We start from the raw sequence: 25,502 nt of genomic DNA, 5'->3' as shown, positions 1-25,502 counted from the left end.
GGCGTCCTTTCCTGTCATCCGCGGGGGGATCGAAACAGCGTCTTGAGATCGACCTCGCGCTCCACCGGCTCGACGAGGTCGAGGTGGGTCTCGATCTCGTCGAGATGCTCCGCCAGGGCGGCGCCAAAGGCGTCGGCATCGCGCCTTTCGAGGATGTCGACGAGGTGGGCGTGGATCGCGTGCGAGCAGTGCTCCACGCCGGGCCGCTCGTAGATCGCCGTCACCAGCGCGGAGCGAACGAGAAGCTCGGCGAGGAAGCCCTCCACCACGCTGTTGCCGGCGAGGCGGGCCACCTGCATGTGGAAATCGTGCGACGTCTTGAGGCCGCGATAGCGGTTGGGCGCGAGCTCCGTCTCCCGCTCCAGCGTTACGTGGGCGCGCAGGTGGGCGAGAGCGGCCTCGTCGAGGCTGTCGACCACGGCGGGCGCCAGCGCCACCTCGATCAGCCGACGCGCGGCGAAGATCTGCCGCGCCTCCTCCGGCGAGGGCTTGGCGACGAAGGCGCCGCGGTTGGGCTCGAGCACCACCACCTTGTCGTGGGCGAGCTCCTGCAGCGCCACCCTCGCCCGCGCCCGGCTGACGCCGAACACCTCGGCGACGTGCTCCTCCGGCAGCCGCGTGCCGGGCGGCAGGCGACCATCGGCGATCGCGTGATGGATCTCCTCGCGCACCCTGTCCTCGGGTCGTTGCGGCGCGCGCGCCGGCAAGCGCCGCTTGGTGGAAGGCCGGGAGCGAACCGAGGCAGTCATCGAATCCCTATACTGCAAGCGCCCGGTCGGCGGCGACCGCCATCCACGACACACGGCAAGCAGCCTTGGAGCACCGTCTTCATCCGTGCAAGAGGCTCGGCAGCCAGTTCACGAGCCCCGGGAAGGCCATCGTCAGCCCGACGAGGACGAGGATCGCCGCCAAGAAGGGCAGAACGCCGACGATCACCGTGCCGATCGACCCCCGCCCCCGCACGCTCTGGACCACATAAAGGTTCATGCCGACCGGCGGCGTGATGAGGGCGAGCTCGCACATCAGGACGAGGAAGATGCCGAACCACACCGCATCGAACCCCAGATGCTGCACCACCGGCCAGACGATGGGGATGGTCGCGATCATCATCGCGAGCGCATCGAGGAAGCAGCCGAGCACGAGGTAGAGGACGATGAGGAGCACCATCATCAAGGCGGGCGACACGTCGAGCTCTGAGATGGCGCTGGAGACCGCCGCCGGCACGCCCAGAATGCCGAGCACGAAGTTGAGGTAGAAGGCCGCCACCAGGATCAGCAGCGTCATCGCCGTGGTGGCGACGGTGGCGAGCATCGCGTCGCGGACGAGGCGCAGCGTCAGGCAGCGGTAGCAGGCGACGAGGATCATCGCGGCCACCGCGCCGACGCCGGCCGCCTCGGTGGGCGTCGCAAAGCCGGTATAGATCGACCCCATCACCAGGGTGAAGACGACGAGCGGCGGCAACAGGTCCGTCAGCCGCTTCCGGCGCTCCGGCCACGGGGCGAGCTTCTCGCGCTTGCCGGCGATCGAACTGTCGAGGCTCGACCAGACGATGATGAGCCCCATGAAGAAGGTCATCAGCAGGAGCCCCGGCAGGATGCCGGCGGTGAAGAGGCGTCCGATCGAGGTGTTGGTGATGGCGCCGTAGATGATGAGGTTGATCGAGGGCGGGATGAGGATGCCGAGCGTCGCCCCCGAGGCGACGGAGCCGACCACCCAGGCCTCCTTGTAGCCGCGCTGGCGGAAGGCCGGAAAGGCGACGGTGCCGATGGTCGCCGCCGTCGCGACGGACGAGCCGGAGATCGCCGCGAAGATCGAGGAGGCGGCGATGTTGGTGTGGAGGAGGCCGCCGGGGAGCGGATTGAGCCAGTCGGCGAGCGCCCGGTACATGCGCTCCGTCACCCCGCCGCGCACCAGGATCTCGCCCATGAAGACGTAGAGCGGGATCGCCACCAGGAGGAAGTTGTTGAGCGTCCCCCACATCATGGTGCCGAAGGGGCGGAACATCGCATCGCCGAAGAACCACCAGGCGCCGAGGGCGGCGACGAGGAAGATGGACGTCGCGATGTGGAGGCCGATGAACATCAGCCCGAGGAGGAGGACGAAGCCGAAGGCCGCGTCGGTGACGTCGAGCATCCTCAGACCTCCGAGCGCGGCAGCATGGGCTTGTCCTCGACATATTCGCCGACCTCGTCCTCCACGCTGAGCGGTCCGTAGACGGCTTCGACGGTGGCGGGGGCGAGGAAGAGGCGGCGCAGCGCGTCGAGGGTGAGGATGCTCGCCGTCAGCGCGAAGAAGCCGGTGCCGGCGACCCACAGCGCCTGCGGCCAGGCGAGCGGCGTCTGGAGCGGCGTGTTGGTGATGGTGCCGTAGGTGAGCGTCGTGCGCAGCTCCGCCACGGCGTGCACGGTCATGAAGATCGCGAACCCCGCGAGCGCGGCGTAGGCGAGGACGTGGAGCGCGGCACGGGCGCGACGCGGAAAGCGGCGCAGGAAGATGTCGACGCGGGGATGGCCGCGTCGCATCAGCGCGTAAGGCAGACCCAGCGAACCGACGAGCGCGAGCGTGTACCCGCCCAGCTCGTCGGTTCCCTGGAGCGAGTAGCGCAAGGCGGTGCGGCTCACGATGTCGACCACGATGAGCACGGAGAGGACGGCGACCGCGACGCCCGCGAGGAGCGCGCACAGCGTCGCGAGCCCATCGAGGCCGCGGATGACGAGCGGTTGTTTCACGACTTGCGCCCCGATCGCGTCAGTCGAGCGACAGCCCGCGCGCCGCACCCACGGTCTGCGACCAGATGGTCTTGCACTCCGGGTAGGCCGCGGTGCAGCGCTCGGCCCACTCCGGCAGGATCTTTTCCTTGGCGATGGTGGTGACGAGCGCCTTGTCGGCCTCCGACACCGGCACGAGCGTGTTGTCGTAGACGTTGTAGATGCCGCCGGGGCAGGAGTCCTGTCCGGTGGTGCAGGCGAGCGCGTCCTCGTTGGACTTCGTCGCGAGCTCCCAGAGGGCGGCCTCCATGTCGGCCATCGCGGCGTCGAGGGCGGCGCGCTTGTCCGCCGGCAGGCCGTTGTACCAGGCGAGATTGACGAGGTGAGCCTGGACCGAGCCGGACACCGACAAGGGCATCACGTGGGTCGTGACCTCGGGCCATTTGCCGGTGTTCGACGACGTCGGCGAGGTGACGCCGCAGGAGGCGACGCCGCGCTGAAGCGCCGGATAGACCTCCGGGAAGGAGAGCGTCACCGGCGTCGCGCCGAGTTCCGACAGAAGCGTCGACATCGAGGCGGTGAAGGAGCGCACCTTGAGCCCCTCGAGATCGGCGAGCCCGCTGATCTCCTGATTGCACAGGAAGACTTGGGGACCGAACGGCCAGATCGCGAGCGCCTTCACGCCGAAGCGCTCGGCGAGGCGATCGTTGAAGGCCGTGCGATAGGCTTCGACGGCGTCCTTCAGTTCGCCCATGTCCGTCGACACGCCGATGAGGTCGATGCCTTCCAGGAAGGGATCGTCCTTGGCGACGCTGCCGACCTGGGTCGACACGATCTGGAAGACACCAGTGCCCGCAAGGCGCAGCGCGTCGGTGAGATTGAGGCCGAGAGCCTGGAACTCGTTGCGGTCGACCGCGAAGCCGGCGGCGCCGACCGCCTCGACCGCCGCGGCCTCGGCCGGATACTGGGCCTGCTGCTGCTGCGTCTGGCTGAGCCAGCGCACATTCTGCGCCATGCCGGGACCCACACCCGCGCCGAGCGCCACTCCCACCAGTACAGCCGTCGTCAGTCGCTTCATCGCTTCACCCCCCATGCGGCCATCCGGCCCCTGCGGAGGCACCAAGCAATTGCAGTGCCACGGCGATAAACTTCTATTTTTCAAATAGTTGGAATGAAATCCTTCAATATCGTCGACAATCTAAACATGTATTGTTGGCAAAATAGACAAAAAATGGCGCCAATTCGCGCTTTGCCGGGGGCGGCGGAGCGTCCAGACTCGCGCCATGCGATTGCTCCTCCTCAATGCCAACACGTCCGCGGGCGTGACCGAGCTGTGCGCCGCCGCCGCGCGGACGGCGCTGCCGCAGGGGTGGGACATCCTCGCTCTCACCGCGCCCTTCGGTGCCAAGATCATCGAGAGCCGCGTCGAGAACGTCATCGGCGCCTACGCGCTCCTCAACATGTTGGCCGAGCACCACGCGGCGGCTGACGCGGTGCTGATCGCCGTCTCCTACGACACCGGCCTCGCGGCGCTGCGCGACGTCGCGCCCTGCCCGGTGGTGGGCATGAGCCAAGCGAGCCTCCTGACGGCGAGCCTCCTCGGCGACCGCATCGGCCTCGTGACCTTCGGCACGCCGCACCTTTATCGCGAGCTCGCCGCCTCCTACGGGGTGGGCGAGCGGGTCGCCGGCATCGAGGTCGCCAAGGCGCGCGCGGCCGAGGCCTACGGCGCCCCTCACAAGGTGCGCGAGGCGGCTCACGAGGCGATCACGCGCCTTGTCGAGCGGGACGGGGCCGACGTGGTGGTGCTGTGCGGCGCCGCCTTCGCCGGCATGGCCGAGGGGCTCGCGAGCGAAGTCGCCGTGCCGATCCTCGACGGGGTGACCTGCGGCACGCGGCTCTGCGCGATGCTCGCCGGCCTCGCCCTCCCCCGCGGATCCGCGAAGGCCCCCGTCACGGGACGCGAGGGGACCGGCCTTTCCGCCGCCCTCGCCGCAATGCTCTACGGCCCCGGCCGCTGAATGGATCGCCGACGATCCTCAGCGATCCGGCGACACCGACAGACGATCTCTACCACCCCCGCCGGCGACCGCCGGACGGGGAGACGCACGCCGACCGCAACCCGCAACCCATTCTTTTTTGGATGGCTGGAGAACGTTCATGACAGCACATTATCTCGGAACTCCCGAGCAACTGCGTGATCCGAACTATACACCACCGCTGACCCAGGCGATCCCGCTGGGCATCCAGCACGTCCTCGCCATGTTCATCTCGAACGTCACACCGGCGATCATCATCGCCGGCGCGGCAGGCTTCGGCTTCGGCTCGAACTCGCCGGACTTCCCCGCCCTCATCTACATGATCCAGATGTCGATGCTGTTCGCGGGGATCGCGACGCTGTTTCAGACCATCGGCTTCGGGCCGGTCGGGGCGCGCCTGCCGATCGTCCAGGGCACGAGCTTCGCCTTCCTACCGATCATGATCCCCCTCGTCGCCGGCAAGGGCATCGATGCACTTCCCGCGCTCTATGGCGGGGTTGTCGTCGGCGGCCTCTTCCACAGCCTGCTCGGCACCGTCATCGGCAAGATCCGCTTCGCCCTGCCGCCGCTCGTCACCGGCCTCGTCGTCCTCCTCATCGGCCTGTCGCTGGTGCGGGTCGGCATCCAATATGCGGCCGGCGGCGTCGCGGCGATGAGCCAGCCCGAATATGGTAGCTTCCTCAACTGGCTCGTCGCCATCACCGTGATCGTCACGACGCTGGGGCTGAAGTTCTTCGCCCGCGGCATCTGGTCGGTCGCGGCGATCCTCATCGGTCTGCTGGCCGGCTACGTCCTCGCCCTGCTATTGGGGATGGTGAGCTTCTCCAACGTCGCGAGCGCCGGCGTCTTCACCGTTCCGGTCCCCTTCAAGTACGGCATCGCCTTCAGCCTCAGCGCCATCGTGGGCTTCTGCCTGATGGCCTTCGTGTCGGCGGTGGAGACGGTGGGTGACGTGTCCGGCATCACCAAAGGCGGCGCGGGCCGCGAGGCGACCGACAAGGAGATCGTCGGCGCGACCTATGCCGACGGCCTCGGCTCGGCGATCGCCGGCGTGTTCGGCGCCCTCCCCAACACCTCGTTCAGCCAGAATGTCGGCCTCATCGCGATCACCGGGGTGATGAGCCGCATGGTCGTCACCTTCGGCGCGATCTTCCTCATCATCTGCGGCCTGTTGCCGAAGGTCGGGGCGCTGATCTCCACGGTGCCGATCGAGGTGCTCGGCGGCAGCGTCATCGTCATGTTCGGCATGGTGGCGGCGGCTGGCGTGCAGATGCTCTCCGACGTCCTGTGGAACCGGCGCAACATGGTGATCTTCGCCGTGTCGCTCTCCGTCGGCCTCGGGCTACAGCTCGAGCCGAAGGCGCTGCAATATCTGCCCGAGACGCTGCAGGTGCTGCTGGCCTCCGGCATCCTGCCGGGCGCCTTCCTCGCGATCGTCCTCAACCTCGTGCTGCCGCACGAGCTTCCGGGCGAGGCGCACGTCCCCGCCTCAACGGACGAGGAGAACCCCGTCGCGCCGGTCACCGCCGCCGAATGAAGCGCTGGGTCGCCGCCGAAAGGCTGCGGCCCATCATCCGTCCGCCGGCGCGAAAGCCGGCGGCTCGCCACGCGCCGATCGAGGCCGGGCCCGGCGGGGGTGCCGCAGGGCCCGGAAGCCCACTCAGTGGCTCAGGAGCAGCGGCAGATCGGACTCGCCGAGCATATATTCGGAGAAACCACCCACCAGCGATTCGCGCAGGACGCTGTGGCCGTAGGCACCCATCACCACATATCCGGCGCTGAGCTCGCTCGCCTTGGCGAGCACCGCCTCGCCGGCCTGGCGACCGTCGGTGTCCACCACGTGGAGCATCGCCTCGATGCCGTGGGCCGCGAGATAGGCGAGCGCGAGCTTCTGGTCCTCCGGGACCTCCGTACCCGACCCCTTCTCGGTGGTGACGAGATGGACCCGCGAGGCCTCGCCGAGGAGCGGCGCCGCGTTGACGAGCGCATGCATCGCTTCGGGGCTGTCGTTCCAGGCGACCACCGCGGGGGCGCCGGTCACGGTGGCGGGGGCGTCGTTGTCGCTCGGCCGCACCACCAGCACCGGACGGCGGGAGGAGAACAGCGCGAGGTCCGTCACCGACTGGGACAGGATGTCCCCCACCCCCTTCTCGGACGAGGTGACGATGAGGTCGACGAGGCTCAGCTCGCGCAGGAGGGTGCGGTTGTAGGCGTTGCGCAGGCTGACGAAGAAGAGGCTCGGCCCTTCCGTCGCGGTCGCGTCCAAGGTCAGCCCCTCGCGCTCGGCGACGGCCTCGGTCATCTTGCGGGCATTGGCGAGACGCGCCTCGTTCTGCCGCTCGATCTCTTCTTCCCAGCCCATGCCGGCCACCGACGCCTCGCCGAAGATGCCGGCGTAGGACTGGGCGATGGAGTTGACGTGGAGCACGCGAACGTGGCCGCCGCTCGCCTTGGCAAGCGCGATGGCGGTGTTGAGACCGCTCAGCTCGTGATCATACCCATTGAAGACCGCCAGTATCGACCGTGCCACCATGTTTGCTCTCCCTGGCCGGCCCCTGCCGGCATTCGTCCCTGAAGCGCCGCAGATCAACCGGTCTCGCGGCGGCGGCGCCAGACCCCTCTTCCCCTCCTACGCGCCTGACGGCAAGGGCGAATTGATTTCGATCAAGCTTCGTAAGGTCTGGTGACGCACTCATCGCGGTGCGCCACGGCGCGGCGGCGGGCGCTGTGCCGTCCGCGCCACCGGCGCGAGGTAGCCGAGCGCGGCCATCGCCACCTCGTCGGGCTCCGCGTTCGCCGCGACGTCGATCCAGTCGATCGCCCCGAGGTCGCGATGGCTCTGCGCCTCTACGACAGCGACGTCGGCATCGGAGGCGTCACCGCTGCGGCCGGCGACGCGTTCGGCGAGGATCGCCCGCGGCGCCTTCAGCCAGATGCCGGCAAAGGGCACGCCGAGATGGTTGGCGAGCCGGCGCACGGCGGCCCGGTCGGCGGGATCGGCGAACGTCGCGTCGAGCACCACCGAGCTGCCCGCCCGCAGCGCCCGCGCCGCGTCGACGCGCAGGCGGCGATAGACACGCTCCGTGGTCACCGCGTCGTAGGCGGCCGCGCCGAGATGAACTTCCGGCGCGACGCCCCAGATGTGCTTGCGCACGGTGTCGGCGCGGATCACCACGGCGCCGAGCTCCGGGGCGACGGCGCGGGCGATGGTGGTCTTGCCGCTGCCCGAGAGCCCGCCGATGGCGTAGAGGTGGGGCGCGACGGCACGCTCGGCGATCGCCCGCGCCGCGGCGATGTGGTCGGCGACGGGCCGGCCCTTCGTCGCCCCCGTGAGCGCCCGCACCATGTGCCGCTGCGACTTGTAGAGGGGCAGCGCGGCGAGGCCCGAATAGTCCCGCGTCGCGGCGAGATAGCGCGACAGGAGGCGGGTCGCGAGGTCACCGCGCCCGCGATGCTCGAGATCCACCAGCACGAAGGCGAGGTCGTAGAGCACGTCGATGACGGCGATCTCCTCGGAGAACTCGATGGCGTCGAACGGCGTCGGCCGCCCCTTCCAGAGGCAAATGTTGGAAAGGTGCAGATCGCCGTGGCAGCGCCGCACGAAGCCGTGGCGGCCGCGCCGGTCGACCCGCGCCGCATCGCGCATCAGCCGCTCGCTCGCCTTGTGCGTCCAGAGCGCGACGTCGGCCTTTTCCTCCGCCTCGGTGACGGCGGCGGCGACGTCGCGCGAGAGCTGACGGGTGAGGCCGGCGACGATTCGGCTCTGGTGCGGCCGCCGCACGATGGGCGCGGTGCGGTGCATGTCGGCGACGACATCCGCGGTCATGTCGATCAGCTCGCCGGTGATGGTGCCGTCGTCGACGAGGATGTCGAGCTCGCCGGCGTCGTCGAACCGGGCCATCTCCACCACGTAGTCCACCACCTCGCCGGGACCGTCGAGGGCGAACCCCGCCCCCTCGCGGGTGATCGCGCGCACGTCGCGGTAGATCTCCGGCGCGAAGCGGGCGTTGATCGTCAGCTCCTCGCGGCAGAAGCGCTCGCGCTGGGCGAGGGTCGAGTAGTCGACAACGCTCCAGTCCTGCGCCTTCTTCAGCTTCAGCACCCGCTCGCGGGTCAGGAAGACGTGCGAGAGGTGGGTTTCCTTGTGCTCTGGCGTCTCGCCCCCATGGGCGGCCGGACTGGCGAGAAACCGGATCACCTCGCGCTGGAGGCAAGCGTCATCCGTCGGTTCCGGGGCTGCCACGGCGGCTCCTTCCTGTCTCCCCTAGAGCATCCCGCGCTTCATCGAGCCCGGACAAGACGCTCTATCTCGTTGAATGCGAGCGCGGTTTTCCGCCCAAGCGACTCCACTTGAGCGGGACGCGCTCTACGCGTTCAAACGGCGCGGGCGAAGCGGCCGGTGTCGAGCAGCGCCTCGGCGCGAACCTCGGCGAAGCGGCACATGTCCTTCGACAACAGCAACACGAACGTCACGTCGCCGTCGTGGACGAGGCCGGTGACGACCCAGACCACGCGGACTTCGTCGACCGCACGATACTCCTGACCGACAGCGAGGTCCCCCACCACCGTCGCCTTCCGTGTCGCGGAACGTTGCCTTCCCCTGCCAGGAACGCCGCTTGCCGACTCGCGCAGCGCGGCGGTGCGCGCCATGCCGATGCCGCCTCATCGTCCGCTGCGATGGAGCGTATTGGTCGCCGGCAGAGCCACCGTCGGTCGCGTTCCCTTTTGATGCTGTTTTGCACGCCGTGCGCGCCGTTGTCGATGGCCCCTTCCGCCGCGCCCGTCAGCCGAAGCCGGAGAGGAGCCACCCCACCAGCCACGCGAGCCCCGCCGCTCCCGAGCCGATCGCGAGGCTCTCGCCCACCGAGCGCACGAGCGGCCGGCCCGCGTGGAGCGCCTTGAGCGCGCCGACGCCGAGAAAGGCGATCGCGGTGAGGATGGTCGCGGCGAGAAAGGGCGAGGGCGCGGCCACCACGTAGGGTGCGAGCGGCACCATCCCGAAGGCGAGGAAGGCCCCGAACGTCGCGATCGCCGCGCGCCAGGGGTCGCGCCCGCTTTCGGCAAGGCCGTATTCGCCGAGCATCATGAGGTCGACCCAGCGGCGGTCGTCGGCGGTGATGCTGCGCGTCGCCGAGGCGAGCGCGTCGCCGGACAGGCCCATGTGGGCGAGGATCTCGTGCACCTCGAGCCGCTCCCCGTCGGGATGCTGGGCGAGGTGGCGCTCCTCGATGCGGCGCAGCTCGGCGTAACGGTCGGCGTCGGCCTTCGCCGACAGATAGGCGCCCGAGGCCATGGAAAAGCCGTCGGCGAGCACGTTGGCGAGGCCGAGGATCAGCGTGACCGAGGTCGGCAGCGACGCCCCTGCGACACCGGCGACGATGGCGAATGTCGTCACCGTCCCGTCGAAGCCGCCATAGATGCTGTCCGCCGCGTAGGAGGGGCGCAGCGGGGCCGCGAGGCGGGCCTTAACCGCGCTCGGATGGTGCGAGTGCTCGAACCGTCCATCGACGTAGTGGCGGCCGAACAGGGGCCGCGGAAAGCGGCGGATGAGCCGCGTCACCCAAAGCATCGTCGCGTTTCTCCCCCGCCGGTTTTGACCATTAGGCAGGATTGGGGCCAACGATAACAACCGCACAACAAGGAGTGAGTCGCTTGGTCGCCATCGCAAGCATCACCATGAATCCGGCCGTCGACGTCTCGACGACCGCCCCCGGCATCGCGCCGACGGTGAAGATCCGCTGCAGCGAGCCCCACGTTCAAGCAGGTGGCGGCGGCATCAACGTGGCCCGCGTGGCGACCCGCTTCGGCGCCGAGGCTCTCGCCCTCTTCACGGCCGGCGGCCCCAACGGCGACCACCTCTCTAAGCTCCTGAAGGACGAGGGCGTGCCGATCGAGCCGATCCCCATCGCGGCCGACACGCGCGAAAGCCTCACCGTGACGGAGGCGACGAGCGGCGATCAATATCGCTTCGTCTTCCCCGGCCCGACGATCTCGCCAGAGGAGGAGAAGCGGGTGCTTGCCGCCGTCGACGCGCTCGCCGCGCCGCCCTTCCTGGTGGTGAGCGGCAGCCTGCCCTCCGGCCTCTCCGCCGGCTTCCTCGCCACCCTCGCCGAGCGGGCGGCGGCGACGGGGGCGAAGCTCGTCGTCGACGGGCCGGCGCCGGTGGTGAAGGCGAGCCGCGGCGCCTTCCTGGTGAAGCCGAACATCACCGAGCTCGAGGACATCGTCGGCGCCCCCCTTCCCGACGACGGTGCCCGCGTCGGCGCCGCCCGCCGCCTCATCGAACAGGGGATCAGCACGATCGTGCTGATCTCGCTGGGCTCCGACGGCGCGCTGCTCGTGAGCGACGACGCGGCGCGTCTCTACACCTCGCCGCCGGTGGATCTCGTCAGCGCCGTGGGGGCGGGCGATTCCATGGTCGGCGGCCTTCTCGTCGGCCTCGCGCACGGGGCGAGCCTCGAAGACGCGGTGGCGATGGGCGTCGCGGCCGGCGCCGCCGCCATCCTCACCCCCGACACCGAGCTCTGCCGGCCGGAGGACGCGAGGCGCCTCCTCGCCGACGTCACCTCAAAGCCCGTCGCGTAGAAGCCGCACCCGGCGGCCGGATCCCGGCGCGGGCGGCGGTCGCTCGCCCGCGCCTCAGGCGACCTTCGCGGCGGCGAACTCGGCGCGCAGCGTCGCGCCGTGCTCGTCCTTCGCCGGTACGGGGCCGAGGTCGTCCTCCCGCCCCACCACGCGGCTCGCCGGCGCGAGGAGTTCCACCGGGCCGCTCTCCGTCTCAACCGTGGCGTAGCGGTTCTGGGGATGGACGAGCAAATCGTCGAGATCGTTGAGGCAACCGAAGGCGATGCCGCCCTTTTCCAGGAGCGCCATCATCGCGGCCCGGTCGCGTGCGGCGAAGACGGCGCCGATCACGCGGTCCACCTCGGCGCGATTCGCGACGCGCTCGATGTTGGTGGCAAATCCCGGCCGGTCGGCGAGATCGGCGTCGCCCAGCACGTCGGCGCAGAGGCGACGCCACTCGCGCTCGTTCTGGATCGAGATCAGCAGCGACTTGCCGTCGGCGCACTCGTAGGCGCCGTAGGGGGCGATGGTCGGATGCTTCAGCCCGACGCGACCCGGGGTGAGGTGGCCGTAGCGGTGCTGCAGGTAGGGCACGTTCATCCAGTCGGCCATCGCGTGGTAGAGCGAGACCTCGATGGCGCGTCCCTCGCCGGTGCGCTCGCGAGCGTAGAGCGCCTGAAGGATCGCCTGAAAGGCGGTCATCCCCGCCGCGATGTCGCACACCGAGACGCCGACGCGCGCCGGTCCCTCCTCGGTACCGTTGATGGCACAGAGGCCGCTCTCGGCCTGGATGAGGAGATCGTAGGCCTTCCAGTCGCGCCGCGGGCCGGACGAGCCGTAGCCGGAGATGGAGCACGTGATCAGCCGCGAATTGCGCGCCCGCAGTGCCTCCACCGGGATGCCGAGGCGGGCGAGCGCGCCGGGAATGAGGTTCTGAATGAAGACGTCGGCCTCGTCGATCATCCGGGTCAGGATGGCGAGATCGTCGGGGTTCTTGAGGTCGAGGCAGACCGATTCCTTGCCGCGGTTCAGCCATACGAAATAGGCGCTGGAGCCGTTCACGGCGGCATCGTAGCGGCGGGCGAGGTCGCCCTCCGGCCGCTCCACCTTGATCACCCGCGCCCCCGCATCCGCGAGCCGGCCCGACACGTAGGGCGCCGCCACCGCCTGCTCCACGGAAACGACCAGGAGGCCCTCGAGATCCTTCATCACCCACCCATTCCAAGCTGATCCCATCGTGCGAAGCATCGCCACTCGGCGAGCGAGCGCAACTAGCCATTTCTTTCAGGCGTGATAGCGTGCACCTATACCCGTCTCCCTATGGTGGCAGGCATGGAAACGCGTCAGATGCGCCAGTTCGTGGCGATCGCCGAAGAGGGCTCCCTCTCGGCGGCGGCGGCCCGGATCGGCATCGCCCAGCCCTCCCTCTCCCAGCTCGTCAAGCAGATGGAGGACCGGCTCGGCGTCCCCCTCCTCATCCGCTCGCCGAAGGGGGTGGCGCTCACCGACGCGGGCCAGACCCTCGTCGCCCGCGCGCGGGAGATCATCGCCGCCACCGACCGGGCGATGGAGGAGGTGCGCCTCGCCGGCACGGTGACGTCGGGGCCGGTGTCGTTCGGCCTGCCCTCCTCGGTCTCCATGGTGCTGTCGGTGCCGCTCGCCGAGACGGTGCGCCACTCGCTGCCCCTCGTCTCGCTGCGCGCGGTGGAGGCGATGAGCGGCTTCATCCGCGACTGGCTGCGCGAAGGCGCCCTCGACCTCGGCATTCTCTACGAGACCGACCAGCTGCGAGGCGCGACGGCCCAGCTCGTCATGACGGAGGATCTGCACCTCTTCGCCGCACCCGACGCCTGGCCCCTCTCCTCGCCGCCGGGCGAGCCGGCGCGGCTTTCGGAGATCGCGGCGACCGACCTCATCCTCCCCTCCCCCAATCACGGGCTGCGGGCGATGATCGACCGCTTCGCCCGCACCAGCGGCGTGCGCCTCAACGTGGTGCTGGAGATGGACGCCCTCACCCAGATCAAGGCGCTGGTCGCCCGCGGCAGCGGCGCGGCGATCCTCTCGCCCGCCGCCGCGCACGACTTCCGGGCGAGCGGCCAGCTCGTCAGCGCCCCCATCGTCGAACCGGTGCTCAGGCGACCCGTCTATCTGGTGCGCAACCCGGTGCGCCCCATCAGCCGGGCGGGCCTCGAGGTGGAGCGCATGACGCTCGACGTCATCGAGGATCTCGTCAGGCGGGGTATCTGGGAGGCGACCCCGGTGGAGGCCCGGCATCGGACAACGGGAGGGACATAAGCGACACCTATATCGCTGATCGCAATTGGATATGGACAAGGCGGCCCCCGAAGGCGCTAGCCTTGGGTCGATGGCGTGGGAACAACGCCACGCAAGAATGACATCGGGAGGAGACTATGCGTTCCCTTGGAATGGCCGCTGCCGCCATCGCGTTCGCCGCGACCGGAGCATTCGCCGCCGACAAGCCGGACGAACTGAAGATCGGCATCACCACCTTCCTGTCCGGCCCCGCGTCGGTCTTCGGTGAGCCGGCCAAGGCCGCGGCGGACATGATCATCGAGCAGATCAACGCCGACGGCGGCATCGACGGCGTGCCCATCGCCGCCTCCTATGTCGACGAGGGTGCCGGTGGCGAGGCGCTGGTGTCCGAGTATCGCCGCCTGGTGGAGGACGTCGACGTCGACCTGATGCTCGCCTCGATCTCCTCCGGCAACTGCAACCAGCTCGCCCCCCTCGCCGAGGACCTCAAGGTCTTGAACCTCATGTGGGACTGCGGCACCCAGCGGATCTTCGAGGAGAACGACTACCGCTATGTCTTCCGCACCCAGGCGAACGCCACGCCGGAGATGCTCGCGACCGTTCTCTATCTCCTGAAGACCAAGCCCGACTTCTCCACCATCGCCGTCGTCAACCAGGACTATGCCTGGGGCCGCGACAGCTGGGACATCTTCCAGACCGCGCTGAAGGCGATGAAGCCGGACGCGAAGGTGGTGGCCGAGTTCTTCCCGAAGTTCGGCGCGCCGGACTTCTCCACCGAGATCTCGCGCCTCCAGGCGCTGCGGCCGGACGTGATCCTGTCGACCTCCTGGGGCGGCGATCTCGACACCTTCGTGCGCCAGGCGGCTCAACGCGGCCTCACCAACACCTCCACGCTGGTGCTGCCGCTTGCTGAAAGCTCGCTGCAGCGGCTCGGCTCGGCGCTGCCTCCCGGCCACATCGTCGGCGGGCGCGGCGACCACTATTTCCTCCATCCCGAGCGGGTGGGCGACCCGGCCTTCGACGACTTCATGAAGGCCTTTCACGACAAGACCGGCGCCTATCCGATCTATCCCGTCTTCCACATGAGCCAGGCGCTCGCCGCGGTGAAGGCGGTCTATGCGAAGGCGATCGAGGCGAACGGCGGCGAGTGGCCCGACCGCGAGCAGGTGGTCGACGCCATGGACGGCCTCTCCTTCCAGGGTCTCGGCAACGAGGTGACGATCCGCGACGACCATCAGGGCCTCGAGGACCAGCTTCTCGGCACCACCGCCAAGTCGGACGAGTACGGCTTCGCGATCCTGAAGGACATCATGCTGTTCGACGCGGAGGACATCACGACGCCGGTGGGCGAGGAATCCATCGAGTGGCTGAAGACCCTCGGCCCCGATTTCGTCGCCAGCGTCGAGCCCAAGACCTACGCCGACTGACGATGCGTCCGCCGCCGCCCGAACGGGCGGCGGCCTTCCAACGACCGGAGTGGCTTCAGGGTGAACCTCCAACTCTTCGCGCTCGCCTTCTTCGACGGCATCGCCTACGCGGCGCTGGTCTTTCTGGTGGCGGTCGGGCTCACGCTGATCTTCGGCGTGCTGCGCGTCCTCAACGTGGCGCACGGCTCGTTCTATGCGATGGGCGCCTACGCGACCGCCTCCACCGTCGGGGCGATCGTCGCGGCGGGCTATTCGCCCTGGCTCGCCTTTCCCATGATGATCATCGCCTCGGCGCTGATCGGCGGGCTCATCGGCGGCCCGGTCGAAAAGCTGCTGCTGCGCCGGATCTACGACATGGAAGAGGTGCTGCAGATCCTCGTGACCTTCGCAGTGTTCATGATCCTGGAGGACGTGCAGCGGCTCGTCTGGGGGGTGCAGCCCTACTTCGAATCCTCCGCCCTGATGGTGCTCGGCACGGTCGACGTGCTCGGCATCACCTACACCGCCTACCAGCTCATCCTGTTGCCGGTGGTCGCCATCCTCGTCCTCGTCGGGCTGCGCATCTTCCTGCGCCATACCCTCTCCGGCAAGCTGATCCTCGCCGTGACGGAGGACCGGGAGGCGGCCACCGCCATCGGCGTCAACGTCGACCGCGTCTATCTCGTGACCTTCGTGGTCGGCGCCTCGCTCGCCGCCTTCGGCGGGGCGCTCGCCTCGGCCACCACCTCGGTCATCCCCGGCATGGGGGCCGACATGATCGTGCTCTCCTTCGCCGTGGTGGCGACGGCGGGGCTCGGACGCATCGAGGGCGCGGCGATCACCGCCCTCCTCATCGGCCTCGGCCGCTCCTTCGCGGTCTACCTCGCCCCCGAGCTCGACGTGCTCGTGCCTTATCTCATCATGCTGGCGGTGCTTCTCGTCCGCCCGGAGGGCCTCTTCGGCATGGCCCACACGCGTAAGATCTGAGGCGGCGATGCGCTCCATTCTCCCCGCCCTCATCGTCCTTCTCGTCGCGGTGACGCCGGTGCTCGCGCCGACGTCGCAGGTCCTCCTCACCCTCGCCTTCGCCAAGGGGCTCGCCGTCCTCGGCATCATCGTCCTGCTGCAGGCGGGGCAGGTCTCGTTCGGCCACGCGCTCTATTTCGCCGTGTCGGCCTACGTCGCGGCGAGCGTCGCCCGCTCGTTCGGCGGCGAGCTCGTCACCACCCTCCTCGCCGGCGTCGCGGCGGCGGCGGTGGTGGGTCTCGTGGTGGGCGTCTTCGTGGTGCGCTACCGCTACATCTTCTTCGCGATGCTGAACCTCGCGGTGTCGATGATCTTCTTCGCGCTGCTCGAGAAGTTCTACTACGTCACCGGCGGATCGGACGGGCTGCAGGTGCCGCGCCCGACCGTCGTCGGCCTCACCCTGGAGCGCGGCGAATTCGAGACGATCCTCTTCTACGGCGCCCTCGTCCTCTCCCTGCTCGCCGCCTGGGGCACCCACCGCTACCTCGCCTCGCCCCTCGGCAACATGCTGAGGGCGATCAAGACCAACGAGGTGCGCCTCGAATATCTCGGTGTCTCGGCCCGCTCCACCCTCCTCAGCGGCTATGTGCTGTCGGCGGCGCTGTGCGGCCTCGGCGGCGCGCTGATGGCGGTGGCGCAGGGGATCGTCACCCCCGAATACGCCTACTGGGTGCGCTCCGGCGAATTCGTCTTCATCGCGATCCTCGGCGGCTCCGGCTCCGTCGCCGGCGCCTTCGTCGGCGCGCTCATCTACGAGGGCGTGCGCACCTACGCCGCCGCCTTCGCCTCCGACATCTGGCAGATGGTGCTCGGCATCGTGCTTCTCGTCATCATCATCTTCGGCCCCTCCGGCGTCACCGGCCTCTACCAGCGCCTGATGGACCGCCTCGTGGGGCCGGCGCGCCCCCGCGGCGCCGGCGACAGCGAACGCGCACCGGGAGCGGCCGAATGAGCAGCAAGGTCCTGATGGCCGCGAAGGGCCTCGAGATCCGCTTCGGCGGCGTGGTGGCGGCCGACGACGTCAACATCGAGATCCACGAGGGGCACAACCTTGCCATCATCGGCCCGAACGGGGCGGGCAAGACCACCTTCCTCAACATCTGCACCGGCTATCTGAAGCCGCATCGCGGCAGCGTCACCTTCGACGGGCGCGACGTGACGGGCCTCGCCCCGCGCCGTCTGGTGCGCATGGGGGTGGCGCGGGCCTTCCAGATCCCGCAGCTCTTCACCGAGCACACGGTGATCGAGAACCTCCTGATCGCCGCCGCCGCGCAGGCGCGGCGATGGTCGCCCCTCACCCCGATCGCGACGATCCCCGAGCGTGGCGAGATGCTGCATCTTCTCGACATGGTGCGCTGCGCCCACATCGCCGACCGGCCGGTGTCGGAGCTGCCGGAGGGGCAGCGCAAGCTCATCGACATCGCGCTGGCGCTGGCGCTGAAGCCCAAGCTCCTCTTCATGGACGAGCCGACCTCCGGCGTCGCTTCCTCCGAGAAGTTCGAGGTCCTCGACATCATCGCGAAGGCGCTCGCCGAGGCGAAGGTGACCGCCGTCTTCGTGGAGCACGACATCGGCATCGTGGAGCGCTTCGCCGACGAGGTTGCGGTGTGGAACCGCGGCGAGGTGCTGTTCCGCGGCGTGCCGGGCGAGATCCTCTCCCATCCGGACGTCATCCGCGACGTGATCGGGGAGACCGTCTGATGCTCGAGTTCCGCGACGTGACGGTGACCCTCGGCGGCGTGCGCGTCTTGCGCGACGTCAGCTTCCTCATCAACACCTCCGACACGGTGGCGCTGATCGGCGCCAACGGGGCGGGCAAGACCACCACGCTGCGCTCCATCATGGGCTTCACCCACATGACGGGCGAGATCCGCTTCCTGCGCGAGGACATCACCAAGCTGCCGCCCGCCAAGCGTCCCGGCCTCGGCATCGGCTACGCGGCGGAGGACCGGCGCCTCTTCTCCGCGTTCACGGTGGAGGAGAACATCCTCATGCCGGCGCAGGTCGCCCGCCTCACCGCGCAGGAGACCACGCGCCGCCTCGGCCGCGTCTACACCATCTTGCCGGAGCTGAAGGAGATGGCCGGCCGCCCGGCGGGCTCGGTCTCCGGCGGCCAGGGCAAGATGGTCGCGCTCGGCCGCGCGCTGATGATCGGCACCCGCCTCATCATGCTCGACGAGCCCTTCCAGGGCCTCGCCCCCGCGCTCGCCCGCCGCTACGCCGAAGCGCTCAGGACGCTGCGCGACCACGACCCGGACGTCACGCTGATCATCACCGAATCGAACCCCGGCCTGCTCCGCCGCTTCGCCGACCGCGCCCTCGTGGTCGAGCGCGGCGAGATGCGCGAAGGCTCCCTCGCGGAGGACGCGCCCGACCCCCTGCACCCGGCCTCGCCGGCAACGACACCATGACGAAGGATGGAACGACCATGCGGCTGAAGGACAAGACGGCGCTCGTGACCGGCGCGGCATCGGGCTTTGGCAAGGAGATCGCCGAGCGTTTCGCCGCCGAAGGGGCGAGGGTCGCCGTCGTCGATCTCAACGGCGAGGGGGCGAAGGCGGTGGCGGGCGCCATCGGCGAGGCGGCCGTCGCCTTCACCTGCGACGTCGCCGACGGGGCCCAGGTCGCCGACACTGTCAACGAGACCATCGCCGCCTTCGACCACCTCGACATCGTGGTGAACAACGCGGGCTGGAGCCACAAGAACCAGCCGCTTCTCGACACCGACTACGACACCTTCCGCAAGGTGTTCGCGATCAACGTCGATTCGATCTACCACATGACCCAGGCGGTGGTGCCTCACTGGCGCTCGCTGGGGAGTGGAGTCATGATCAACATCGGCTCCACCGCGGGCATCCGGCCGCGGCCCGGCCTCACCTGGTACAACGCCTCGAAAGGAGCGGTGAACCTCATGACGCGCTCCCTCGCCGTCGACCTCGCGCCGGACAAGATCCGCGTCAACGCGCTGGCCCCGGTGATGGGGGCGACGGGCCTCCTCGGCCAGTTCATGGGCGTGCCCGACACGCCGGAGAACCGGGCGAAGTTCATCGCCACCATTCCGCTCGGCCGCATGAGCACGCCGAAGGACATCGCGAACGCCACGCTGTTCCTTGCAAGCGACGAGGCGGAGTTCCTGACCGGCGTGGTCCTCGAGGTGGATGGTGGGCGTACCATCTGAGATCTCCGGCGAGGCGGCCTTCGCGCGCCTCTTCCAGCTCGGTCCCGACGGGACCGAGTACCGCCTCCTGTCGCGCGGCGGCGTCGCCGCGAGCCGCTTCCGCGGCAGCCGGCTCCTCACGGTCTCGCCGGAGGCGGTGGCGCGGCTCGCCGAGGTCGCCTTCGCCGAAGTCTCCCACCTCTTCCGCACCACCCATCTCGAAAGCGTGCGGGCGATCCTCGACGATCCGGAGGCCTCGCCCAACGACCGCTTCGTGGCGATGGAGCTCCTCAAGAACGCCGTCATCTCCGCCGCCGCCCAGTTTCCGAGCTGCCAGGACACCGGCACCGCCATCGTGGTGGGCAAGAAGGGAGACCGCGCCTTCGTCGACGGCGACCTCTACGACGCCCTGTGCACCGGCATCGCCCGGGTCTGGCAGACGCGCAACCTGCGCTTCTCGCAGATGGCGCCGCTGACGATGTACGAGGAGAAGAACACCGGCACCAACCTGCCCGCCCAGATCGACGTGGAGGCGGTGCCGGGGCATGCGCTCGACTTCCTGTTCATCGCAAAGGGCGGCGGCTCGGCGAACAAGACCTTCCTCTATCAGGAGACCCGGCGGGTGCTGGAGCCCGACCGCCTCCTCGCCTTTCTCGACGAGAAGATCCGCACCCTCGGCACCGCCGCCTGCCCGCCCTATCACCTCGCCATCGTCGTGGGCGGCCTCTCCGCCGAACAGACGCTGAAGACGGTGAAGCTCGCCTCCACCCGCGCCCTCGACACGCTGCCCACCACCGGCGACATCACCGGCCGCGCCTTCCGCGACCTCGCGATGGAGCGCAAGGTGCACGCCCTCACCCGCAAGCTCGGCCTCGGCGCCCAGTTCGGCGGCAAATATTTCTGCCACGACGTGCGCGTCGTCCGCCTGCCGCGCCATGGCGGCAGCCTGCCCATCGGCATCGGCGTGTCGTGCTCGGCGGACCGGCAGGTGAAGGGGCGGATCGACAGCAACGGGGTGTGGCTCGAAAAGCTCGAGACCGACCCCGCCCGCTTCCTGCCGACCGTCGAGCTCGCCGCGGCGACCCCCACCCCGATCGATCTCGACCGTCCGATGGAGGAGATCCGGGCGGCGCTCTCCGCCCTCCCCGTCGCCGCTCCGGTGCTCCTGTCGGGCACCATGGTCGTGGCGCGCGACCTCGTCCATGCCGAGCTCGCCAAGCGGCTCGCCGCCGGCGAGCCACTCCCCGCCTATATGCGCGACCACCCGATCTACTATGCCGGACCGGCGAAGACGCCCGAGGGCTTCGCCTCCGGCTCCTTCGGCCCCACCACGGCCGCCCGCATGGACCCTTACGTGCCGCCGTTCCAGGCGGCGGGGGGAAGCCTCGTCACCATCGCCAAGGGCAACCGGGCCCGCCCCGTGCGCGAGGCCTGCGCCGCGCACGGCGGCTTCTATCTGGGCTCCATCGGCGGCGCCGCCGCCGTCCTCGGCCAGGACGTGATCAAGTCCATCGAGCTCATCGACTACGCCGACTTCGGCATGGAAGCCGTCTGGCGCATCCGCGTCGAGAACTTCCCCGCCTTCATCATCATCGACGACAAGGGCAACGACTTCTTCTCCACCATGCTCGGCTAGGGCCATAGCTTGGACCGATAGCCGCTAAAGGTGAAACCACCGCTTCAATCCATCGCTCTAGTGAGCGCCGGCGCGCTGCCATAGGCTCGCCCAATACCAACGAGGACAAAACACGACCGTGATGATCGAGGATCCCACCGCCCACTACGCCGACATCCGCGAGGGCGTCGCCCAGGTCTGCGCTCGCTTCCCGGGCGAATATTGGCGGGACCTCGACGCCCGCCGCGCCTATCCGCTCGACTTCGTCGCCGCGCTCGCCGAGGCGGGCTACCTCTCCGCGATGATCCCCGAGGAATATGGCGGGTCGGGGCTCGACCTCACCGCGGCGGCGGTGATCCTGGAGGAGATCCACCGCTCCGGCTGCAACGCCGGCGCCTGCCATGCGCAGATGTATACGATGGGCACGGTGCTGCGCCACGGCAGCGAGGAGCAGAAGCGCACCTACCTCCCCGGCATCGCCGAGGGCACGCTGAAGCTCCAGGCCTTCGGCGTGACCGAGCCCACCAGCGGCACCGACACGCTGTCGCTCAAGACCACGGCGAAGAGGGACGGCGACCGCTACATCGTCAACGGCCAGAAGATCTGGACGAGCCGGGCCGAATATTCCGACCTGATGCTGCTCCTCGCCCGCACCACGCCGCGCGACCAGGTGGCCAAGCGCACCGACGGGCTGTCGGTGTTCCTCCTCGATCTGCGCGAGCTCGTCGGCAACGGCATCACCATCCAGCCGATCCGCACCATGATCAACCACGCTACCACCGAGGTGTTCTTCGACAACGTCGAGATCCCTGCCTCGGCGCTGATCGGCGAAGAGGGCAAGGGTTTCCGCTACATCCTGTCGGGCATGAACGCGGAGCGCATCTTGATCGCGGCCGAGTGCATCGGCGACGCCAAGTGGTTCCTCAAGAAGGGGTCGGACTACGCCCGCGAGCGCGTGGTGTTCGGCAACCCGATCGGTAAGAACCAGGGCATCCAGTTCCCCCTCGCCAAAGCCTACGCCCACATGCTGGCGGCCGAGGCCATCGTCTACCGCGCGGCGGCGATGTACGACGGCGGCAAGGATCCGGGGGTGGAGGCGAACTCGGCGAAGATGCTCGCCGCCGACGCCTCCTGGGAGGCGGCCGAGGCGTGCATGCAGACGCACGGCGGCTTCGCCTTCGCCGAGGAGTACGACGTGGAGCGCAAGTTCCGCGAGACGCGCCTCTATCAGATCGCGCCGATCTCCACGAACCTCGTCCTCGCCTTCATCGCCGAGCGGGTGTTGGGCCTGCCGAAGTCCTACTGAGGGCCGATATGACGACACCCGCCATCGACCACCTCGCCGCCCTCGCCGCGCTTCCCGCCGGCGCCCTCTCCGAGGCCGGTCGCCGCCTCGCCCGCTTCTCGCTGTTCGACTGGATCGTCGTGGCGCGCGGCGGCGCCGGCGAGCCGCTCGCCGCCATGATCCGCGACTATGTGGTGGACGAGGCCGGCCGCGGCGTCGCGACCGTCGTCGGCGCGGCCCAGAGGGTGCCGGCCCGCGCCGCGGCGCTCGCCAACGGCACCATCTCCCACGCCCTCGACTACGACGACACCCACTTCGCCCATGTGGGTCACCTCTCGGTGGGGGTGATGCCCGCCGCCCTCGCCGTGGGCGAAGAGGTGGAGGCGGAGGCCGACGAGGTGCTCGACGCCTTTCTGGTGGGCGCCGAGGCCGCGATCCGCGTCGGCCTATCGCTCGGCCGCGGCCACTATCTGAAGGGCTTCCACCAGACCGCGACCGCCGGGGCGTTCGGCGCCACGGTGGCGGCCGCCCGCCTCTACGGCCTCTCGCCGGCGCAGGTGCGCAACGCGATCAGCCTCGTCGCGACCCGCGCCTCGGGCCTCAAGTCGCAGTTCGGCACCATGGGCAAGCCCTACAACGCCGGCATCGCCGCCTCGAACGGCGTCGAGGCCGCCGCCCTCGCCGCCCGCGGCTTCGTCTCCGCCGACGACGGGCTCGACGGCCCGCAAGGCTTCCACGAGACCCACGCCGACACCCCGCCCGATCCCGGCGCCTGGGCCGATCCGCCGCCGGAGCGCTTCATCTTCGAGGACAACAAATACAAGCTGCACGCCTGCTGCCACGGCACCCACGCCATGATCGAGGCGCTGCTGTCGGCCCGTCGAGCGCGCAACTTCGCACCCTACACGGTGGAGCGGATCGACGTTCAGGTGAACCCGCGCTGGCTCAAGGTGTGCGACATCAAGGCGCCGCGCACCGGGCTGGAGGTGAAGTTCTCCTACGCCTTCCTCGCCGGCATGGTGATGAACGACATCTCCACCGCCGCCGACGTCTCCTACCGCGACGCCCTGTGCAGCGATCCGGCGCTGAAGCAGGTGGCGGAACGCGTGGTGGTGCGCGGCGACGACGCCCTGTCGGACACCGACACCCACGCCGAGATCGTGTTCGCCGACGGCGAGCGGGTCGCGACGCGCCACGACCTCGCCGACCCCATGCCGCCCGCCGAGCTCGAGGCGGGGCTTCTCGCCAAGGCCCGCGCCCTCCTCGGGGCACAGCTCGCCGATCGCATCTACGCCGACGTCACCGGCGTGCGCCATCTGTCCGCGCGCGACGTCGCCAACCTCCTCAACATCCAATGACCGTCGACCCCTCGAGCTTCGCCGACTGGATCGGCCGCCGCACCGTCCGCACGGACCGCATCACCGACCGCACGGTCGCCGAGTTCCGCGCCACGTTCGACCCGCTGATCGCCCCCGTCGAGGCGACCGGCGACGTGCCCGCCGGGATCTTCTGGTGCCTGTCGCCGGACATCGCCCCCGCCGCCGATCTCGGCCGCGACGGCCACCCGCGCGTCGGCATCTTCATGCCGAACGTGGGACTGCCGCGGCGCATGTGGGCGGGCGGTGAGATCGCCTTCCACGGCGCTTTCGCCGTCGGCGATCAGGTGGAGCGCACCAGCACCGTCGAGGACATCAAGGTGAAGTCCGGACGCACCGGGACGCTGGTGATCGTCGCCGTGCGCCACCACTACGCCGTCGACGGGCGCCTCCTCGTCGACGAGCGGCAGGACATCGTCTACCGCGAGGATCCGGACCCCGACGCCCCCGCCCCGACCCCGCCGCCGGCCGAGCCGCTGACGGGCGCCGAAGGCTGGTCGCTCACCCCCGATACGACGCTCCTCTTCCGCTACTCGGCAATGACCTTCAACGGCCACCGCATCCACTACGATCTCCCCTACGCCCGCGACGTCGAGGGGTATCCGGGGCTCGTGGTGCACGGGCCGATCCAGGCGACGCTGATGCTGAACCTCGCCGTCCAGCGGCTCGGCGCTCTGCCCTCCCGCTTTGCCTATCGCGGCCTCTCACCGCTTTCGGCCGGCACGCCGATCACCGTCGAGGCCGCCCTCGGAGCCGACGGCACCGTCACGGCGCGGGTGGTCTCGGCGGCCGGGATCGCGACGGCGGCGGCCACCGCCTCGCGCTGACCCGTCGCTCGCCGCCGCGATCGAAGCCTCGCGGCGGTTGACGGACCTTCTCGCCGCGGCGTCTATTCGAGCGACCGATCGATGGATGTTCGAGGCGGCCGGACGCGACGTCCGAGCGCCCACACGGCACGGTCGGTGCGAGAAGAGGCGGAGCTTCACCACCACGAGGACGAGATTGATGGACAAGGCCGCGCTTGAGGCCCTCAACGCCCGCTTCGGTGGCGAGAACGAGCGCACGATCTACGACGAGGGCTTCGCTTCCGTCGCCCAGAAGCTGTTCAACCCGGCCGGGACCCGCGTCGCCCCCTATGCGGGGCTGCCGACCTTCCTCGCCCTGCCCTACCGCCCGGTGGATTGGAGCGCGCCGGACCTTTCCGGCCTCGACGTCGCCCTCATGGGCGTGCCGATGGACCTCGGCGTGACCAACCGCAACGGCTCGCGCTTCGGCCCGCGGGCGGTGCGCGCGATCGAGCGCATCGGCCCCTACAACCACGTCCTGAAGACGGTGCCGGGCACCGACCTCGCCTGCGCCGACATCGGCGACATCCCGTTTCGCAGCCGCTTCAACCTCGACCAGTCGCACGAGGACATCGAAGCGGCGGCGGCGAAGGTGGTGGCGGCCGGCGTCCTCCCCCTCTTCGTCGGCGGCGACCACTCGATCAGCCTGCCCACCCTGCGCGCCGTCGGCGCCGCCCGGCCGGTCGGCATGATCCACATCGACGCCCACTGCGACACCTCCGGGCCCTTCGACGGCACCAAATTCCACCACGGCGGCCCGTTCCGTCAGGCCGTGCTCGACGGCGTGCTCGACCCCTCCCGCACCATCCAGATCGGCATCCGCGGCTCCTCCGAATATCTCTGGGAGTTCTCCTACGAGAGCGGCATGAGCGTGATCCACGCCGAGGAGCTGGAGACGATGGGCCTCGACGCGGTCGTCGCCCGCGCCCGCGCGGTGGTGGGCGACGGCCCCACCTACGTCTCCTTCGACATCGACAGCCTCGACCCCGCCTTCGCCCCCGGCACGGGCACGCCCGAGATCGGCGGCCTCACCTCGCGCGAGGCGCAGGCGATCCTGCGCGGCCTCGCCGGCATCGACATCGTCGGTGGTGACGTCGTGGAGGTCGCCCCCCAATACGACGCCACGACCAACACCGCCCACGCCGGCGCTCAGATGCTCTTCGAAATCCTGAGCCTCGTCCCCTTCCGCCCCCGCTGATCCCTCCCC

General features: G+C 69.5%; 24 protein-coding genes. 15 read left to right on the top strand and 9 right to left on the bottom strand.

Going from position 1 to position 25,502, the window contains the following annotated elements; all coding sequences use genetic code 11:
* Positions 1 to 14 precede the first annotated feature (14 nt).
* From JCR33_RS20145 to JCR33_RS20130, 4 genes are all read right to left on the bottom strand, one after another.
* Positions 15 to 749 (bottom strand): GntR family transcriptional regulator, encoded by a 735-nt coding sequence (locus JCR33_RS20145; RefSeq protein ID WP_211110458.1) that lies wholly within the window; start codon positions 747 to 749, stop codon positions 15 to 17.
* 79 nt (positions 750 to 828) lie between these two features.
* A complete protein-coding gene (locus JCR33_RS20140) occupies positions 829 to 2,133 on the bottom strand; it encodes a TRAP transporter large permease (protein WP_198883921.1) in 1,305 nt (434 codons plus the stop codon).
* A 2-nt stretch (positions 2,134 to 2,135) separates the two neighbouring features.
* A complete protein-coding gene (locus tag JCR33_RS20135; protein ID WP_198883920.1) occupies positions 2,136 to 2,729 on the bottom strand; it encodes a TRAP transporter small permease subunit in 594 nt (197 codons plus the stop codon).
* Positions 2,730 to 2,748: 19 nt separating this feature from the next.
* A complete protein-coding gene (locus tag JCR33_RS20130) occupies positions 2,749 to 3,786 on the bottom strand; it encodes a TRAP transporter substrate-binding protein (protein WP_198883919.1) in 1,038 nt (345 codons plus the stop codon).
* Positions 3,787 to 3,991: 205 nt separating this feature from the next.
* Between JCR33_RS20130 and JCR33_RS20125 the strand changes: the two genes are divergently transcribed.
* On the top strand, positions 3,992 to 4,729 hold the full coding sequence (locus tag JCR33_RS20125; protein WP_198883918.1) for an aspartate/glutamate racemase family protein: 738 nt from the start codon (positions 3,992 to 3,994) through the stop codon (positions 4,727 to 4,729).
* 139 nt (positions 4,730 to 4,868) lie between these two features.
* Positions 4,869 to 6,284: a uracil-xanthine permease family protein gene (locus JCR33_RS20120; protein WP_198883917.1), complete on the top strand. Its 1,416-nt coding sequence runs from the start codon at positions 4,869 to 4,871 to the stop codon at positions 6,282 to 6,284.
* A gap of 123 nt (positions 6,285 to 6,407) precedes the next feature.
* Here the strand turns inward: JCR33_RS20120 and JCR33_RS20115 are convergent, their stop codons facing one another.
* From JCR33_RS20115 to JCR33_RS20100, 4 genes are all read right to left on the bottom strand, one after another.
* Positions 6,408 to 7,280, bottom strand: coding sequence for a universal stress protein (locus tag JCR33_RS20115; protein WP_198883916.1), 873 nt, complete (start codon positions 7,278 to 7,280; stop codon positions 6,408 to 6,410).
* A 159-nt stretch (positions 7,281 to 7,439) separates the two neighbouring features.
* The gene (locus tag JCR33_RS20110) at positions 7,440 to 8,990 is read right to left on the bottom strand and encodes a bifunctional aminoglycoside phosphotransferase/ATP-binding protein (protein WP_198883915.1); all 1,551 of its coding nucleotides are present in this window, start codon (positions 8,988 to 8,990) and stop codon (positions 7,440 to 7,442) included.
* 131 nt (positions 8,991 to 9,121) lie between these two features.
* Positions 9,122 to 9,397: a hypothetical protein gene (locus JCR33_RS20105; RefSeq protein ID WP_198883914.1), complete on the bottom strand. Its 276-nt coding sequence runs from the start codon at positions 9,395 to 9,397 to the stop codon at positions 9,122 to 9,124.
* A 133-nt stretch (positions 9,398 to 9,530) separates the two neighbouring features.
* Positions 9,531 to 10,307 carry a VIT1/CCC1 transporter family protein gene (locus JCR33_RS20100; RefSeq protein WP_211110457.1) on the bottom strand — a complete coding sequence of 259 codons (777 nt, stop codon included), beginning with the start codon at positions 10,305 to 10,307 and terminating at the stop codon, positions 9,531 to 9,533.
* Between the two features lie 92 nt (positions 10,308 to 10,399).
* Between JCR33_RS20100 and JCR33_RS20095 the strand changes: the two genes are divergently transcribed.
* Entirely contained in the window at positions 10,400 to 11,332 is a 933-nt protein-coding gene (locus JCR33_RS20095) for a 1-phosphofructokinase family hexose kinase (RefSeq protein WP_198883912.1), read from the top strand.
* A 54-nt stretch (positions 11,333 to 11,386) separates the two neighbouring features.
* On the opposite strand, the gene JCR33_RS20090 is transcribed toward JCR33_RS20095, so the two are convergent.
* On the bottom strand, positions 11,387 to 12,523 hold the full coding sequence (locus JCR33_RS20090) for a CaiB/BaiF CoA transferase family protein (protein WP_456298328.1): 1,137 nt from the start codon (positions 12,521 to 12,523) through the stop codon (positions 11,387 to 11,389).
* Positions 12,524 to 12,643: 120 nt separating this feature from the next.
* On the opposite strand from JCR33_RS20090, the gene JCR33_RS20085 reads away from it, so the two are divergent.
* The 12 genes from JCR33_RS20085 (at position 12,644) to speB (ending at position 25,493) form a co-directional block, all read left to right on the top strand.
* Positions 12,644 to 13,606, top strand: a complete 963-nt coding sequence (locus JCR33_RS20085; protein ID WP_198883911.1) for a LysR family transcriptional regulator — start codon at positions 12,644 to 12,646, stop codon at positions 13,604 to 13,606.
* Between the two features lie 116 nt (positions 13,607 to 13,722).
* Positions 13,723 to 15,012 carry an ABC transporter substrate-binding protein gene (locus JCR33_RS20080; RefSeq protein ID WP_198883910.1) on the top strand — a complete coding sequence of 430 codons (1,290 nt, stop codon included), beginning with the start codon at positions 13,723 to 13,725 and terminating at the stop codon, positions 15,010 to 15,012.
* A 60-nt stretch (positions 15,013 to 15,072) separates the two neighbouring features.
* Entirely contained in the window at positions 15,073 to 15,978 is a 906-nt protein-coding gene (locus JCR33_RS20075) for a branched-chain amino acid ABC transporter permease (protein ID WP_198883909.1), read from the top strand.
* Between the two features lie 7 nt (positions 15,979 to 15,985).
* A complete protein-coding gene (locus JCR33_RS20070; RefSeq protein ID WP_211110456.1) occupies positions 15,986 to 16,969 on the top strand; it encodes a branched-chain amino acid ABC transporter permease in 984 nt (327 codons plus the stop codon).
* On the top strand, positions 16,966 to 17,718 hold the full coding sequence (locus tag JCR33_RS20065; RefSeq protein WP_198883908.1) for an ABC transporter ATP-binding protein: 753 nt from the start codon (positions 16,966 to 16,968) through the stop codon (positions 17,716 to 17,718). The genes JCR33_RS20070 and JCR33_RS20065 overlap by 4 nt, the downstream gene beginning before the upstream one ends.
* On the top strand, positions 17,718 to 18,428 hold the full coding sequence (locus JCR33_RS20060; protein ID WP_198883907.1) for an ABC transporter ATP-binding protein: 711 nt from the start codon (positions 17,718 to 17,720) through the stop codon (positions 18,426 to 18,428). Before JCR33_RS20065 ends, JCR33_RS20060 begins: the two co-directional genes overlap by 1 nt.
* Before the next feature lie 17 nt (positions 18,429 to 18,445).
* Positions 18,446 to 19,195 (top strand): glucose 1-dehydrogenase, encoded by a 750-nt coding sequence (locus JCR33_RS20055; protein WP_198883944.1) that lies wholly within the window; start codon positions 18,446 to 18,448, stop codon positions 19,193 to 19,195.
* On the top strand, positions 19,176 to 20,810 hold the full coding sequence (locus JCR33_RS20050) for a FumA C-terminus/TtdB family hydratase beta subunit (RefSeq protein ID WP_198883906.1): 1,635 nt from the start codon (positions 19,176 to 19,178) through the stop codon (positions 20,808 to 20,810). Before JCR33_RS20055 ends, JCR33_RS20050 begins: the two co-directional genes overlap by 20 nt.
* A 121-nt stretch (positions 20,811 to 20,931) precedes the next feature.
* Positions 20,932 to 22,095 (top strand): acyl-CoA dehydrogenase family protein, encoded by a 1,164-nt coding sequence (locus JCR33_RS20045; protein WP_198883905.1) that lies wholly within the window; start codon positions 20,932 to 20,934, stop codon positions 22,093 to 22,095.
* Between the two features lie 8 nt (positions 22,096 to 22,103).
* Positions 22,104 to 23,432, top strand: a complete 1,329-nt coding sequence (locus JCR33_RS20040) for an MmgE/PrpD family protein (protein WP_198883904.1) — start codon at positions 22,104 to 22,106, stop codon at positions 23,430 to 23,432.
* A complete protein-coding gene (locus tag JCR33_RS20035) occupies positions 23,429 to 24,277 on the top strand; it encodes an FAS1-like dehydratase domain-containing protein (protein WP_198883903.1) in 849 nt (282 codons plus the stop codon). The genes JCR33_RS20040 and JCR33_RS20035 overlap by 4 nt, the downstream gene beginning before the upstream one ends.
* Positions 24,278 to 24,455: 178 nt before the next feature.
* The gene (speB, locus tag JCR33_RS20030) at positions 24,456 to 25,493 is read left to right on the top strand and encodes an agmatinase (protein ID WP_198883902.1); all 1,038 of its coding nucleotides are present in this window, start codon (positions 24,456 to 24,458) and stop codon (positions 25,491 to 25,493) included.
* The last annotated feature ends 9 nt before the right edge of the window (positions 25,494 to 25,502 follow it).

Source organism: Acuticoccus mangrovi (assembly GCF_016411865.1).
GTDB classification, from domain to species: domain Bacteria; phylum Pseudomonadota; class Alphaproteobacteria; order Rhizobiales; family Amorphaceae; genus Acuticoccus; species Acuticoccus mangrovi.
The sequence above is the reverse complement of the archived record's forward strand: the minus strand, read 5'-3'. Positions and strand labels throughout refer to the sequence as shown.

What these genes read in the sequence shown, in the direction of transcription:
- JCR33_RS20115 (WP_198883916.1), bottom strand. Translation starts at nt 7,280, where the DNA reads ATGGTGGCACGGTCGATACTGGCGGTCTTCAATGGGTATGATCACGAG.
- JCR33_RS20120 (WP_198883917.1), top strand. Translation starts at nt 4,869, where the DNA reads ATGACAGCACATTATCTCGGAACTCCCGAGCAACTGCGTGATCCGAAC.
- JCR33_RS20055 (WP_198883944.1), top strand. Translation starts at nt 18,446, where the DNA reads ATGCGGCTGAAGGACAAGACGGCGCTCGTGACCGGCGCGGCATCGGGC.
- JCR33_RS20045 (WP_198883905.1), top strand. Translation starts at nt 20,932, where the DNA reads ATGATCGAGGATCCCACCGCCCACTACGCCGACATCCGCGAGGGCGTC.
- JCR33_RS20065 (WP_198883908.1), top strand. Translation starts at nt 16,966, where the DNA reads ATGAGCAGCAAGGTCCTGATGGCCGCGAAGGGCCTCGAGATCCGCTTC.
- JCR33_RS20040 (WP_198883904.1), top strand. Translation starts at nt 22,104, where the DNA reads ATGACGACACCCGCCATCGACCACCTCGCCGCCCTCGCCGCGCTTCCC.
- JCR33_RS20035 (WP_198883903.1), top strand. Translation starts at nt 23,429, where the DNA reads ATGACCGTCGACCCCTCGAGCTTCGCCGACTGGATCGGCCGCCGCACC.
- JCR33_RS20070 (WP_211110456.1), top strand. Translation starts at nt 15,986, where the DNA reads ATGCGCTCCATTCTCCCCGCCCTCATCGTCCTTCTCGTCGCGGTGACG.
- JCR33_RS20050 (WP_198883906.1), top strand. Translation starts at nt 19,176, where the DNA reads ATGGTGGGCGTACCATCTGAGATCTCCGGCGAGGCGGCCTTCGCGCGC.
- JCR33_RS20130 (WP_198883919.1), bottom strand. Translation starts at nt 3,786, where the DNA reads ATGAAGCGACTGACGACGGCTGTACTGGTGGGAGTGGCGCTCGGCGCG.
- JCR33_RS20060 (WP_198883907.1), top strand. Translation starts at nt 17,718, where the DNA reads ATGCTCGAGTTCCGCGACGTGACGGTGACCCTCGGCGGCGTGCGCGTC.
- JCR33_RS20085 (WP_198883911.1), top strand. Translation starts at nt 12,644, where the DNA reads ATGGAAACGCGTCAGATGCGCCAGTTCGTGGCGATCGCCGAAGAGGGC.
- speB (WP_198883902.1), top strand. Translation starts at nt 24,456, where the DNA reads ATGGACAAGGCCGCGCTTGAGGCCCTCAACGCCCGCTTCGGTGGCGAG.
- JCR33_RS20105 (WP_198883914.1), bottom strand. Translation starts at nt 9,397, where the DNA reads ATGGCGCGCACCGCCGCGCTGCGCGAGTCGGCAAGCGGCGTTCCTGGC.
- JCR33_RS20145 (WP_211110458.1), bottom strand. Translation starts at nt 749, where the DNA reads ATGACTGCCTCGGTTCGCTCCCGGCCTTCCACCAAGCGGCGCTTGCCG.
- JCR33_RS20080 (WP_198883910.1), top strand. Translation starts at nt 13,723, where the DNA reads ATGCGTTCCCTTGGAATGGCCGCTGCCGCCATCGCGTTCGCCGCGACC.
- JCR33_RS20125 (WP_198883918.1), top strand. Translation starts at nt 3,992, where the DNA reads ATGCGATTGCTCCTCCTCAATGCCAACACGTCCGCGGGCGTGACCGAG.
- JCR33_RS20140 (WP_198883921.1), bottom strand. Translation starts at nt 2,133, where the DNA reads ATGCTCGACGTCACCGACGCGGCCTTCGGCTTCGTCCTCCTCCTCGGG.